This is a genomic window from Bradyrhizobium yuanmingense (assembly GCF_025200905.1).
GTDB classification, from domain to species: domain Bacteria; phylum Pseudomonadota; class Alphaproteobacteria; order Rhizobiales; family Xanthobacteraceae; genus Bradyrhizobium; species Bradyrhizobium yuanmingense.
This window is the reverse complement of record NZ_CP104173.1, coordinates 6,378,293-6,391,022: the sequence shown is the minus strand read 5'-3', so window position 1 is coordinate 6,391,022 and position 12,730 is coordinate 6,378,293. Positions and strand designations below refer to the sequence as shown.

Here is a 12,730-nt window from a genome sequence, read left to right as displayed (position 1 = left end):
CCGTCGGCCTGAAAAACCCGCCACAGGAGGCCTGGTTAGCGTTGCCAATAGCTTAACAAAGGTGAAATTTTGGTGGCGGCCTTTTTCTTAACTCCGTCGGGGCGAGGCCCCACATCCGCCTTTGTTGGCGGCTGCAAACAGGCTAGCAAGGATGCCATTGCTCCCGTCCCATGTGCCCCAAGGTATTCGATCGATCCCATGAAGATTCGCAAAGCCGTATTCCCCGTCGCCGGCCTCGGCACCCGCGTCCTGCCTGCCACCAAGGCGATGCCGAAGGAAATGCTGACCATCGTCGACAAGCCGCTGATCCAATACGTCTATGACGAGGCGAAGGAAGCCGGCATCGAGCACTTTGTCTTCGTCACCGGCCGCAACAAGGCTGTCATCGAGGATCATTTCGACCGGATGTTCGAGCTCGACGCGACGCTGGCCGCGCGCGGCAAGAAAGCCGAGCAGGATATCCTGGCGCAGAACCAGCCCGAAGCCGGCGCGGTCAGCTTCACCCGCCAGCAGGCGCCGCTCGGCCTCGGCCACGCGGTCTGGTGCGCGCGCGACATCGTCGGCAACGAGCCGTTCGCCGTCGTGCTGCCGGACGAGCTCGTGCTCAACACGCCCGGCTGCCTGAAGCAGATGATCGAGATAGCGTCCTCGCTCGGCGAGAAATCCAACCTGATCGCGGTCGAAGCGGTGCCCGATCACCTGACCCATCAATACGGCATTTGCGGCGTCGGCAAGCGCAACGGCAAGATGTTCGAGGTCGACGGCATGGTCGAGAAGCCGGCCAAGGGCACCGCGCCCTCCAACCTTTCGATCACCGGCCGCTACATCCTGCAGCCCGAGATCTTCAAGATCCTGGAGACCCAGGAGCGCGGCGCCGGCGGCGAGATCCAGCTCACCGACGCCATGATCGGGCTTGCCAAGACGCAGAAATTCTACGGCGTCGAGTTCGAGGGCGAGCGCCATGATTGCGGCTCCAAGCCCGGCTTCCTGCGCGCCAACATCGCCTATGGCTTGAAGCGGCCGGAATTGCGCGACGGCCTGGTCGCGGAGATGAAGAAGTATCTGGGGCAGTAGCTCCCGCCGTCATCGCGAGCGAAGCGAAGCAATCCAGAATCCTTCCGCTGAGGAAGTCTGGATTGCTTCGTCGCAAGAGCTCCTCGCAATGACGAGAGCGAGAGACCGCCTCACGCCACCAGCGACAGCTGCGGCAGGCTCGCCACCACCGACTGGTTGCGCCCGCCGGCCTTGGCGGCGTAGAGCGCCTTGTCGGCGGCGGCAACCAGTAGCGGCCAGTCCATGCCGGCGGCGGGGACGAGGCTCGCGATGCCGCAGGACACCGTCGACATCGCCTGATCGTCGGACCAGCCCTGCACCTTGAGGCGGATCATCTCCGCCACCTTGTGGGCCTCAGTGGCCGAGGTGTTCGGCAGCAGCACGGCGAATTCCTCGCCGCCATAGCGCGCCGCGCAATCGCCGGCGCGGCTCACCGAATCGGAAATGCAGATGGCGATGCCGACCAGCACCTGATCGCCGGCCTGATGGCCGAACGTGTCGTTGTAGGCCTTGAAGTGATCGGTATCGATCATGAGCAGCGCGATCGGCGCCTTCTGGCGCATGGCGCGCCGCCATTCGACGTCGATGACGGAATCGAATTTGCGGCGGTTTTTCAAGCCCGTGAGCGCGTCGGTCGTCGCCAACTCCTCGAGCTTGCGCTCGGCCTCGGCGCGCCGGCCGATCTCGCGCGCGAGCACGAGGGTCGATCCCAGCACGAACAGGATGAGCGCCAGCACCACGGTGCCGATGCGGAGCGCCTCCCTTTGCCAGAGTGCGAACACCGCGGCCAAAGGCTTGCCGGCGACCACGAACAGCGGACCATTGTTCTTGCTGCGGACATAGAGCCGCGGGGTCGCATCGACCGGGCCCTGTCCCGAATAGGCGGCGCCGACCCTGAGATTGTCGGCCTTCCAGTTCTGACGGTCGTTCAGGTTCGTGCCGATGATGTCGAGATCGAACGGTCGCCGCATGATGATGGTGCGGTCGCGCTTGAGCACGGTGATGGTGTCCTCAGGGTCGAGGTTGAGCCGATCGAACAGCTCGTGGAAATAGCTGAAGCGGATCGAGCCGGCGACCACGCCCATGAAGCCGCCGTCAGCGTCACTGATGCGCCGGCTCAACACGATCGAGTAGGCGCCGCGAAACAGCATGGGACGGCTGATGAACAGCTCCGTGCCGGGATTATCCCGGTGGACCTTGAAGTAGTCCTCCTCGCTGCGGTCCTCGGGCAGGGGATCGAGCGTGGACGCATCGATGGTCAGCCGGCCCTCGGCGTCGAACACCTGGATGGCGCCGAAATGTTTGGCGGTGGTTGCGTGGTCGAACAGGATCAGGTGACGGATCGTCTTTGAGACCGTCGCCAGCTCGGGCAGCAGCATGTTGCTGGCCACCGCCTTCAGCGACAAATCGTAGATCTCGACGTTGCGGCTGACGTCGGACTCGATCGTGGTCGCGAGGTTCTCCAGCGTCTGGCGGGCGAGTGCCTCCTCGCCGCGGCGCATGTCGAGCATGACGTTGACGCAAATGGCGGAAAAACCGATCACCGTCACCACGGACGAGATGATCAGCAGCTTCGCCGAAATCCGCCACGGCCGGCGGGCCGCAACGTCGCGCCATCCAGAGAACATTTTTCGCTCCTGTCCATAGTGGATGCGCCCGAAAGCTTGCGTAGTGTTTAAGCCGCGACGGCGCTGCCGCAATGAGTTAAGAATCGGTTTATGCGGCTGACGGTTTTGAGCAGCCTGACTTCGCCCCGGACGAGAGGACGAGTGTGAACGACTACGACGCGTTGCGCGATTATCTGCTGCGGCAGAAGCAGGAGGAGCTCGTGCTGAGCTTTGAGCAGATCGAGGAGATCATCGGCGCGGCGCTGCCGCGCGCGGCCCAGCGTGCCTCATGGTGGGACAGCCTTCGCAGCCCCGACATCCAGATGCCGCAACGCGAAGCCTGCCTCGCCGCCGGCTTCGTGGCGACACGCATGCCGGACGGCCAGAGCGTCCGGTTCAGGAAGCAGAAGGGTGAGCGGCGGCGCTAGTGCGTGACTTCCCTTCTCCCCTTGCGGGAGAAGGTGGCGCGAAGCGCCGGATGAGGGGTATGTCTCCGCGCATTCAGATGGATTTGGACGTGGGGAGAGATACCCCTCACCCCCGCTCGCTTGCGAGCGGACCCTCTCCCGCAAGGGGAGAGGGGAAGATCAACTCGCAGCTTCCAGCCGCACTTCCGTGAGCAGACGCATCGCCGCGTCCGCGTCCATCGGCTCGCCGAAGGCAAAACCTTGCGCGTATTCGCAGCCCATCTGGTAGAGCTCGACGGCGTCCGAATCGGTCTCGGCGCCTTCGGCGACGACGTCCATGCCGAGGTCATGCGCGAGCGCGATGATCGACTTCAGGATCACGGGGCGGGTGCCGCGGCTGGTGGTGCGTACGAACGACTGGTCGATCTTGATAGTGTCGAACGGGAAGCGCTGCAGATAGGCCAGCGAGGAGTGGCCTGTGCCGAAATCGTCGAGCGACAGCCCGGTGCCGAGCTCGCGGATCCGGGTCAACATCTGGGCTGCGTGCTCCGGATTCTCCATCACCAGCGATTCCGTCAGCTCGAGCTTGAGCGTGCCGCGCGCCACCGAGGAGCGCGACAGCACGGTACGGACATCGTGGATCAAATCGTGGCGCAGCAGCTGCCGCGAGGAGACGTTGACGGAAGCGAAGATCGGCTCGCGCGAGCGCATCGCCCGCTGCCACACCGAAAGCTGCTTGGCGGTCTGGTCGAGCACGAACATGCCGAGGTCGACGATCAACCCGGTCTCCTCGGCGATGGTGATGAACTCGGAGGGCGCCATGCGTCCGAGCTTCGGGTGGTCCCAGCGCGCCAGGGCCTCGAAACCGGCGATGGAGCGATCCTCCAGCCGCACGATCGGCTGGTACAGGATCGTGATCTCTTGGCGCTCGATGGCGCGGCGCAACTCGCTCTCCAGCGTCAGGCGGTCGGTCTTGCGCGCCCGCATCGCCGGCTTGTAGACGTCGATGCGGTCGCCGCCGATCCGCTTGGAGTGATACATCGCCAGCTCGGCGTCCTTGATGATCTCGTCCGTGAGCTGGGTTTGCGGATCGGACAGCGCGAGGCCGATCGACGCGGTGAGGAAGATCTCGCGGTCGTTGAAGGCGATCGGCGCGCGGATGGTCTTGCGGATGGTCTCGGCGAAAGCGGTGATGCGGGCCGGGTCCTGCTCCGACAGCAGGATCAGGCCGAATTGGTCGCCGGCCATCCGCGCCAGCGTGTCCTGCGGCTTCAGGATGCGGGTGAGGCGGCGCGCCAGCGTGAGCAGGATGGAATCGCCGACCGCGATGCCGACGGAATCGTTGACCTGCTTGAAGCGGTCGAGGTCGATCACCATCAGCGTCGGCCGCAGCGTCGGCATGGTCTTGGCGAAATGCGCGACCGCGCCCAGCCGGTCCATGAACAGTTTCCGGTTGGGCAGGCCGGTGAGATTGTCATGCACGGAATCGTGCAGCAGGCGCTCCTCGGCGTTGCGCAGCTCGGTGACGTCAGTGAGCGTGCCGACCACGCGCGAGACCTCGCCGTCCGAGCCGACCACCGGGCGCGCCTTGAGCGCGAACCACATGAAGTGGCCGTCCGGCGTGCGCAGACGGAAATCCTGCACCAGGCGGCCGCGGCGCTGGTCGAGCACGCTGTCGAGCGCGGCGCGGAAACGGTCCTGGTCGAGCGGATGCAGTACTTCTAACCAGGAGGCGGCCGGGCCTTCCAGCGTCCCGCGCTTCAGCCCGAGCAGGGCTTCGGTCTCGGGACTGGTGAACACCTTGTCGGCGGAGACGTCCCAGTCCCAAATCAGGTCGCCGGAGCCGGCCAGTGCCAAAGCGCGCCGCTCGATGTCGGAGACGACGCCGGTGCTGGCGCCGCCGCCGGCAAAGGCGTGCTGCATCACCGTGAAGCCGATCAGCATCACGATCAGCACGAGGCCGCCGAGCAAAGCAGGGCCGACGATGTCGTTGGTGACCGAGCCCGCCACCGTCATGCCGGCCGCGACCACCCAGACCACGAGGAGGAACCAGGTCGGGATCAAGAGCACGGCGCGGTCGAAGCCGTGGGTGGAGAGATAGACGATCAGCGCGAAGCCGGCGAAGGCGATCAGCACCAGCGAGATGCGGGCGATGCCGGAGGCCACCGCCGGGTCGAACAGCGCGAGCGCCACCAGCGAGCCGAGGAACGCGAGCCAGCCGACGGTGATGTGCGAATAGCGCACGTGCCAGCGGCTGAGATTGAGATAGGCGAACAGGAACACCAGGAGTGTCGCCGCCAGGATCGCTTCGCCCGCCGCGCGCCAGATGCGCTCGGCGTTGTTCGACATGTCGAGCACCTTGCCCCAGAAGCCGAAATCGACGCCGATATAGACCAGCACCGCCCAGGCCAGCGCCGCCGCGGCCGGGAACATGATGCTGCCCTTCACCACGAACAGGATGGTCAGCACCAAGGCAAGCAAGCCGGAGATGCCGATCACGATGCCCTGGTACAGCGTGAAGGAGTTGACCTTGTCCTTGTAGGCTTCCGGCTCCCACAGATAGAGCTGCGGCAGCTTGTCGGTGCGCAGTTCCGCGACGAAGGTGACGACGGCGCCGGGGTCGAGCGTGATGCGGAACACGTCCGCGGTGGCGCTTTCCTGCCGTTCCGGCCGGTCGCCGATCGAGGGCGTGATGGTCGCGATGCGCGACAGGCCGAGGTCGGGCCACAGCAATCCCGAGGAGACGATCCGGTAATGCGGAGCGACGATCAGGCGGTCGAGCTGGTCGTCGGTGTTGTTGGCGAGCGCGAACACCACCCAGTTCTGTCCGCCCTCGCGGGCGCGCACCTCGATGCGGCGGACGATGCCGTCGGTGCCGGGTGCGGTGGAGACCTGGATACGATCGGCATCGCTGCGCTGATGCTCGAGCACGCCGGTGAGGTCGATCGCGGGCGCGTCGCTGCGGACGCTGACGGCGTCGAGCGCGCGCGCAGGATACGCGGCGACAAGAATCATGAGGCCCAGCGCGATGGGCGCGAGGCACCTGATCAGACGCAAGGTCAGTTCTCCGCGTTCGACGCAAACTCGTCAGTGCAAGGCAAATCTAAAAGGCGATTTCAGACCGGACCGATGCGGTTCGGTGCGTCGCGATAGATGCCACGAAAGCGAGGAAAATCAAAGGGTTTCCGGCTTGCCCTGTGGGCCAGCGGCCTAGGCCTCCAACACAATTTTGCCAATATGTGCGCTCGTTTCCATGCGCCGGTGGGCGTCTGCCGCCTTTTCCAGCGGGAAAGTGCTGTCCATCACCGGCTTGACGCGGCCTTCGCGCAAAAGCGGCATCACTTTCTGCTCGATCGCGGCCACCATCGCCGCCTTGTCCGCATTACTACGGGGGCGCAAGGTCGAGCCGGTATGGGTCAGGCGCTTGACCATCACCTTGGCGATGTTGACGCTGACCTTGGGGCCGTTGAGGGTCGCGATCTGGACGATGCGGCCGTCGACCGCGGCGGCATCATAGTTGCGGTCGACATAGTCGCCGGCGACCATGTCGAGGATCAGGTTGATGCCAACGTTGTTGGTCTCCGCCTTCACCACGGCGACGAAGTCTTCGGTCTTGTAGTTGATGGCGCGGTCGGCCCCCAGTTTGAGGCAGGCGTCGATCTTGTCCTGCGATCCCACGGTGACGAACACTTTCGCACCGAAGGCTTTGGCAAGCTGAATGGCCATGGTGCCGATGCCGGACGAGCCGCCATGGATCAGCAGCGTCTCGCCGGCCTTGAGGCCGCCGCGTTCGAACACATTGTGCCAGACCGTCATCAGTGTTTCCGGCAGCGCGCCGGCTTCCTTCATCGACAGCGCCGGCGGCACTTTCATCGCCTGGGCGTCCTGGGCGATGCAGTACTGCGCATAGCCGCCGCCGGCGACCAGCGACATCACCTTGTCGCCGACCTTGTGCCGCTTGGCGTTGCTGCCGACCGCGACGACTTCGCCTGATATCTCGAGGCCGGGCAGGTCGCTGGCGCCGGGCGGCGGCGGATAGGCGCCGGAGCGCTGCGCCACGTCGGGCCGGTTGACGCCGGCAGCTTCGACCTTGACCAGGATCTCGTCGGGGCCGGGCTGCGGAACACTGCGTTGCTCCGGCACCAGCACCTCCGGCCCGCCGGGCTTGGAGATGGCGACCACGGTCATTTGCGCGGGCAGCTTGTCCATGATGTGTCCTTGAGCAAAAGTGCGGGAGGAAACGAGGCCCTTGCTTAGCCAGCGCGGTGCAGGCTGGCAACCGCCTTAGGCCGTGTGGTCCGGTCCGCGGACGAGAGGAGCAACGACGATGCCGCTAGAAGAGGACGATCGCTCGCGCAAAAAGATCAGCCATGAAATTGGGCAGGACCTCTCACTTTTGTCAGTGGAGGAACTGACCGAGCGCGTGGCGCTGCTCAAGACCGAGATCGCAAGACTGGAAGAAGCCACCGCCAAGAAACGCGCCTCGCGCGATGCGGCGAACAGTATTTTCAAGTCGTAGTGGTCGCCGCACAACGACTGTCGTCCCGGACGCGTGGGCCGAACTTTCCCCGCCTCGTCATTCCGGGGCGGCGCGTCAGCGCCGAGCCCGGAATCCATAATCCAGGCTCTTGCAAAAGGGCGCGCCAAGAGAGCCGGGCCGTTCCATCCGCTCGTGGTTATGGATTCTCAGATGCGCAATTGCGCATCGTAGCTCGCGACTTCGTCGCGCCGCGGAATGACGACGGAGAGTCTGTTCCCGCAGCACACTCGGCCACTGGCTCACATGACTAATGAACTCTGAAAAAATTAGCTCGTTTACTTCAGATTAAGCTTTCGGGTTTATGACTGGAACTGTCCTCGTTTGGACACCGAGTGGCTCCTGTCCACTCTGTTTGACGCCTCCCTGTTATCAACTTTCAAAGCCGCCGGTCTCCGGCGGCTCTTTTTTGCGTTCACTGCCCGGTTTGCACCTCTCATCCCGGTTGCATTCGAAAGGATTGACCCGCAGAAACCATATCCGCGCTTGTCACTGGACTCCGCGTCCCGCCCGCGCAATGATTTGTTCATCATAAGCCGGCGGCAAAGCCGGGCAGTCAAACAGTTGCGTAAGAGGCGTTAACCATGGAACGTTTGCAGGCCGACGGCGCGCTCGTTCAGCTCAGTGAGCGATTCACCAATTCTGCGGCGTTCGGCAATTTGTTCCGTGAGGGCATGGACCTCGTCGAGGAGACCGCCGCCTATCTCGACGGCGCCGGCCGCGTTGAGGCCAAGGCGCTCGACCGCGCCGTCAGCCTCACCTATGCGACCGAGAGCATGCGCCTCACGACGCGCCTGATGCAGCTCGCCTCCTGGCTGCTGCTGCACCGCGCGGTCAAGGAAGGCGAGATGACGCTAAGCCAGGCCAATCGCGAGAAGACCAAGGTCAAGCTTACCGCCGCCGATCCCGGTCCCGCCGACACCATCGAGAAGCTGCCCGCGCAGCTTCAGGACCTGATCCATCGCTCGATGAGCCTGCAGACCCGCGTCCGCCGCCTCGACAGCACGATCCACACCCCGCCGGCCGAGCAGGCCACGATCGGCAACCCGCTGGTGCCGCACCTCAACGCGCTGAAGGCCGCGTTCGAGCGGTAGGGTCTATCAACAATCGTAATTCCGGGACGCGCCTCTTGGCGCGGGCCCGGAATCCATACTCCCGATCGAGGTTATGGATTCTCAGATGCGCAATTGCGCATCGTAGCTCGCGACTTCGTCGCGCCCCGGAATGACGGCTAGAAACAAAAAACGCCCCCGGTCTCCCGGGGGCGTTTTCATCTCCAGCCTTGCGGCCGGCTCAATCCTTCTTGAGGAAGCCCGAAAACTTCTTCTGGAAGCGCGAGACGCGGCCGCCGCGGTCCATGATCTGGGCGGAGCCGCCGGTCCAGGCCGGGTGCGACTTCGGATCGATGTCGAGGTTCAGCGTGTCGCCTTCCTTGCCCCAGGTCGAGCGGGTCAGGTACTCGGTTCCGTCGGTCATGACGACCTTAATCGTATGATAATTCGGATGAATTTCGGCTTTCATGGCAATTCCTCGGCGCTCCGGCGCCTTCTTGGGTGGCTCGCGAATGACGGATTTGGGCGGCTCTATACCTCACGAAACCCCGCAAAACAAGCCATGCCGGCGCGCTGGACCGGGTTTGCCCCTAAGGGACTTCCCGGATTTGCCACTACTCATGCACCGGCCTATTGGGAGCAGATCAATGCAACGGGTCGGATCTCATGAGCGCAGTGGAACGGCTGGATGACCACGATGTCGAACGGCCCGCAATGAACGCCGCAGACACTCCCTCGATCGAGGCCGAGCTGATCGAAGCGCCGGCCAAGGGCCGCGCCAAGCTGCGGCCGCTGCTCGCGCTCGCGCCGTATGTGATCCGCTATCGCGGCCGGGCGGCGCTGGCCTTCGTTGCGCTGACGATCGCAGCGTTGACCACGCTGCTGGTGCCGGTCGCGGTGCGCCGGATGATCGATTTCGGCCTGACGCCCGAGGGCATCGAGCTGATCAACAGCTACTTCTCGGTCATGCTCGCGGTCGTCGCCGTGCTCGCGATCGCCAGCGCCGCGCGCTACTACCTCGTGATGAGCATCGGCGAACGCATCGTCGCCGATCTCCGGCGCGACGTCTTCGCCCATCTGCTGTCGCTCTCTCCCGCCTTCTTCGATTCCGCCCGCAGCGGCGAATTGATCTCGCGCCTCACTGCCGACACCACCCAGCTGAAATCGGCGGTCGGTGCCTCCGTCTCGATCGCGCTGCGCAACCTGATGATGTTCCTCGGCGCGACGGCGATGATGGTGATCACGAGCCCGAAGCTGTCGGGCTTCGTGCTGCTGGCCATCCCTTTGATCGTGCTGCCGCTGGTGGCGTTCGGGCGCTGGGTGCGGCGCCTGTCGCGCAATGCGCAGGACACGCTCGCCGACGCCTCCGCCTATGCGGGCGAATTGGTCGGCGCGATCCGCACCGTGCAGGCCTACACCAGCGAGCAATTTGCCGAGAAGCGTTTCGGCGGCGAGGTCGAGCAGGCCTATGAAGCCGCGCGCACCTCGACCCAGGCCCGCGCCGTGCTGACGGCGATCATCATCTTCATCGTGTTCGCAAGCGTGGTCGCCATCCTCTGGATCGGCTCGCATGACGTGCTCTCCGGCGCGATCACGCCGGGCCGGCTCGGCCAGTTCGTTCTCTATGCCGTGTTTGCCGCGGCGGGCCTCGGCCAGCTCAGCGAGGTCTGGGGCGAGGTCTCGGCGGCATCGGGCGCGGCCGAGCGCCTGTTCGAGATCCTCCACGTCGAGCCCGAGATCACCGCGCCTGCGGCCCCGCTTGTGCTGCCGGTGCCGGCGCGCGGCGAAGTCGGCTTCGATCGGGTCAGCTTCGCCTATCCGGTGCGGTCCGACGTCAAGGTGCTCGACGCGGTGTCGTTCACCGTGCGTCCCGGCGAGAAGGTCGCGATCGTCGGTCCCTCCGGCGCCGGCAAGAGCACCATCTTTCATCTGCTGCTGCGCTTCTACGATCCGCGCAGCGGGACGATCTCGCTCGACGGCGTGCCGGTCAGGTCCGCCGACCCCGGCGATTTCCGCGCGCGCATCGCTCTGGTGCCGCAGGAATCCGTGGTGTTCGCCGCGAGCGCCCGCGAGAACATCCGCTTCGGCCGGCCCGATGCGACCGATGCCGAGGTCGAGCGCGCCGCCGAGCTCGCCCATGCCGCCGAATTCATCCGCCGCCTGCCCGAAGGTTTCGAGACTGCGCTCGGCGAGCGCGGCGTGACGCTCTCCGGCGGCCAGCGCCAGCGCATTGCGATCGCACGCGCCATCCTGCGCGACGCGCCGCTGTTGCTGCTGGACGAAGCCACCTCCGCGCTCGACGCCGAAAGCGAGACGCTGGTGCAGACCGCGCTGGAAGAGCTGATGCGCCACCGCACCACGCTCGTCATCGCCCACCGCCTCGCCACCGTGCTCTCCTGCGACCGCATCCTGGTGATGGACCAGGGCCGGATCGTCGAGCAGGGCACGCATGCCGAGCTCGTCGCGGCGAACGGGCTCTATGCGCGGCTGGCGCGGCTGCAGTTCGAGGGCGCGTAGACGCCTCACACGGCGGAAAGTACCGGGGACCTCACGCCTTCCACACCATCTTCAACACCGGCCGCCCCGAGGTCGGGTTCACGTCGTCGCCCGCATGGGCGAAGCCGCTACGCTCGTAGAAGCGGATCGCGCGGGCATTGTCCTTGTTGACGAGCAGCGTGACGCCCGAGGGCGACAGCCGCTTGGCCTCGTCCACCAGCAGCCTTGCCGCGTCGGAGCCCCAATGCGCGGGATCGACGACGAGCTGGTCGAGATAGCCTTCGCCGTCGACGGTGACGAAACCGACCAGCGCGCCGTCCTGCTCCGCCACCACGATCTGGGCCTTCGGCACCAGATCCCTCAGCCAGCGCTCGCGCCACCATTCGAGCCGTGCCGCGAAGTCGATCTGCGGATAGGCCTGCTGCCAGGTGCGATGCCAGAGATCGATCGCGACGGCTTCGTCTTCGGGTCGGTAAAGGCGGAGGTGGAGCGCGCTCACTACCGCTCCGTCAGCTTCAGCTCGATGCGGCGATTGCGCTTGTAGGCCTCCTCGGTGTTGCCGGTATCGAGCGGCTGGAATTCGCCGAAGCCGGCCGCGACGAGGCGCTGGGCGGGCACGCCGAGCGAGACCAGATATTGCACCACTGAGATCGAGCGCGCCGCGGACAGGTCCCAGTTCGACCTGAAGTTCGCGCCGCTCACCGGCCGCACGTCGGTATGGCCGTCGACGCGCAGCACCCAGGGGATGTCGCTCGGGATCTTCTTGTCGAGCTCGATCAGCGCCGCTGCCAAGGTGTCGAGCTCGGCGCGGCCCTCGGGCAGCAGGACCGCTTGTCCCGTGTCGAAGAACACTTCGGACTGAAACACGAAGCGGTCGCCGACGATGCGGATGTCGGGGCGGTTGCCGAGGATGGCGCGCAGGCGGCCGAAGAATTCCGAGCGGTAGCGCGACAATTCCTGCACGCGCTGCGCCAGGGCGACGTTGAGGCGAGAGCCCAGGTCGGCGATGCGGTTCTGCGATTCCTTGTCGCGCTTCTCGGAGGCATCGAGCGCCTCCTCCAGCGCCGCCAATTGCCGGCGCAGCGCGCTGATCTGCTGGTTCAGCACCTCGATCTGCGCCAGCGCCCGCGCCGAAACCGCCTTCTCCGAGTCCAATGCCTTGCCGAGCTCGGCGGTCTTGCCTTGCGCATCGTTGCCGGCGGCCGCCAAGCCGTCATAGAGACCCTTGATGCGGTCGCGCTCGGACTCAGCCGAGGCGAGCCCGGCTTTCAGCGACGAGACCTGGTCGTCGAGGGTGAGCTTGCCGAGCTTCTCCAGCGACAACAGCTCGTTGAGCTGGGCGATCTTGGCGTTGAGCTGCTCCAGCGCCTTGTCCTTGCCGGTGACCTCCTGCGACAGGAAGAACTGCACCACGAGGAATACCGACAGCAGGAACACGATCGACAGCACCAGCGTCGACAGCGCGTCGACGAAGCCGGGCCAGTAGTTGAGACCGCCTTCGCTGCGGCGGGCGCGGGCAAGGGCCATGTCATCCGTCTCCACTCTTGTGTCCCGGACGCGGTGCAGCGTGCAACGCTG

At 65.3% G+C, this 12,730-nt stretch carries 11 protein-coding genes; 5 read left to right on the top strand and 6 right to left on the bottom strand.

What is annotated here, in order from left to right; genetic code table 11:
• The first annotated feature begins 198 nt into the window (after window positions 1-198).
• Window positions 199-1,074, top strand: a complete 876-nt coding sequence (locus N2605_RS29585) for a UTP--glucose-1-phosphate uridylyltransferase (RefSeq protein ID WP_225126387.1) — start codon at window positions 199-201, stop codon at window positions 1,072-1,074.
• A 110-nt stretch (window positions 1,075-1,184) separates the two neighbouring features.
• On the opposite strand, the gene N2605_RS29580 is transcribed toward N2605_RS29585, so the two are convergent.
• Window positions 1,185-2,681, bottom strand: a complete 1,497-nt coding sequence (locus N2605_RS29580) for a sensor domain-containing diguanylate cyclase (RefSeq protein WP_225126385.1) — start codon at window positions 2,679-2,681, stop codon at window positions 1,185-1,187.
• A gap of 143 nt (window positions 2,682-2,824) precedes the next feature.
• On the opposite strand from N2605_RS29580, the gene N2605_RS29575 reads away from it, so the two are divergent.
• The gene (locus tag N2605_RS29575) at window positions 2,825-3,088 is read left to right on the top strand and encodes a DUF7662 domain-containing protein (protein ID WP_035998268.1); all 264 of its coding nucleotides are present in this window, start codon (window positions 2,825-2,827) and stop codon (window positions 3,086-3,088) included.
• A gap of 159 nt (window positions 3,089-3,247) precedes the next feature.
• On the opposite strand, the gene N2605_RS29570 is transcribed toward N2605_RS29575, so the two are convergent.
• Both N2605_RS29570 and N2605_RS29565 read right to left on the bottom strand, forming a co-directional pair.
• A complete protein-coding gene (locus N2605_RS29570) occupies window positions 3,248-6,124 on the bottom strand; it encodes an EAL domain-containing protein (protein WP_035998272.1) in 2,877 nt (958 codons plus the stop codon).
• A gap of 153 nt (window positions 6,125-6,277) precedes the next feature.
• Window positions 6,278-7,276 (bottom strand): NAD(P)H-quinone oxidoreductase, encoded by a 999-nt coding sequence (locus N2605_RS29565; protein WP_035998275.1) that lies wholly within the window; start codon window positions 7,274-7,276, stop codon window positions 6,278-6,280.
• A 118-nt stretch (window positions 7,277-7,394) separates the two neighbouring features.
• Between N2605_RS29565 and N2605_RS29560 the strand changes: the two genes are divergently transcribed.
• A complete protein-coding gene (locus N2605_RS29560; RefSeq protein ID WP_260344285.1) occupies window positions 7,395-7,586 on the top strand; it encodes a DUF1192 domain-containing protein in 192 nt (63 codons plus the stop codon).
• 602 nt (window positions 7,587-8,188) lie between these two features.
• Window positions 8,189-8,698, top strand: coding sequence for a protease adaptor protein RcdA (rcdA, locus tag N2605_RS29555; RefSeq protein WP_035998279.1), 510 nt, complete (start codon window positions 8,189-8,191; stop codon window positions 8,696-8,698).
• 199 nt (window positions 8,699-8,897) lie between these two features.
• Here rcdA and rpmE read toward each other — a convergent pair whose 3' ends face one another.
• The gene (gene rpmE, locus N2605_RS29550; protein ID WP_027573780.1) at window positions 8,898-9,125 is read right to left on the bottom strand and encodes a 50S ribosomal protein L31; all 228 of its coding nucleotides are present in this window, start codon (window positions 9,123-9,125) and stop codon (window positions 8,898-8,900) included.
• Between the two features lie 197 nt (window positions 9,126-9,322).
• Between rpmE and N2605_RS29545 the strand changes: the two genes are divergently transcribed.
• The gene (locus tag N2605_RS29545; RefSeq protein WP_260344283.1) at window positions 9,323-11,173 is read left to right on the top strand and encodes an ABC transporter ATP-binding protein/permease; all 1,851 of its coding nucleotides are present in this window, start codon (window positions 9,323-9,325) and stop codon (window positions 11,171-11,173) included.
• 31 nt (window positions 11,174-11,204) lie between these two features.
• Here N2605_RS29545 and N2605_RS29540 read toward each other — a convergent pair whose 3' ends face one another.
• Window positions 11,205-11,651: a GNAT family N-acetyltransferase gene (locus tag N2605_RS29540; RefSeq protein ID WP_225153008.1), complete on the bottom strand. Its 447-nt coding sequence runs from the start codon at window positions 11,649-11,651 to the stop codon at window positions 11,205-11,207.
• On the bottom strand, window positions 11,651-12,679 hold the full coding sequence (locus N2605_RS29535; protein WP_036021776.1) for a peptidoglycan -binding protein: 1,029 nt from the start codon (window positions 12,677-12,679) through the stop codon (window positions 11,651-11,653). The genes N2605_RS29540 and N2605_RS29535 overlap by 1 nt, the downstream gene beginning before the upstream one ends.
• Between the last annotated feature and the right edge of the window lie 51 nt (window positions 12,680-12,730).

Excerpts from the sequence above, each read along its gene's own strand:
- N2605_RS29585 (WP_225126387.1), top strand. The coding sequence starts at position 199 with ATGAAGATTCGCAAAGCCGTATTCCCCGTCGCCGGCCTCGGCACCCGC.
- N2605_RS29580 (WP_225126385.1), bottom strand. The coding sequence starts at position 2,681 with ATGTTCTCTGGATGGCGCGACGTTGCGGCCCGCCGGCCGTGGCGGATT.
- N2605_RS29565 (WP_035998275.1), bottom strand. The coding sequence starts at position 7,276 with ATGGACAAGCTGCCCGCGCAAATGACCGTGGTCGCCATCTCCAAGCCC.
- N2605_RS29560 (WP_260344285.1), top strand. The coding sequence starts at position 7,395 with ATGCCGCTAGAAGAGGACGATCGCTCGCGCAAAAAGATCAGCCATGAA.
- rcdA (WP_035998279.1), top strand. The coding sequence starts at position 8,189 with ATGGAACGTTTGCAGGCCGACGGCGCGCTCGTTCAGCTCAGTGAGCGA.
- rpmE (WP_027573780.1), bottom strand. The coding sequence starts at position 9,125 with ATGAAAGCCGAAATTCATCCGAATTATCATACGATTAAGGTCGTCATG.
- N2605_RS29545 (WP_260344283.1), top strand. The coding sequence starts at position 9,323 with ATGAGCGCAGTGGAACGGCTGGATGACCACGATGTCGAACGGCCCGCA.
- N2605_RS29535 (WP_036021776.1), bottom strand. The coding sequence starts at position 12,679 with ATGGCCCTTGCCCGCGCCCGCCGCAGCGAAGGCGGTCTCAACTACTGG.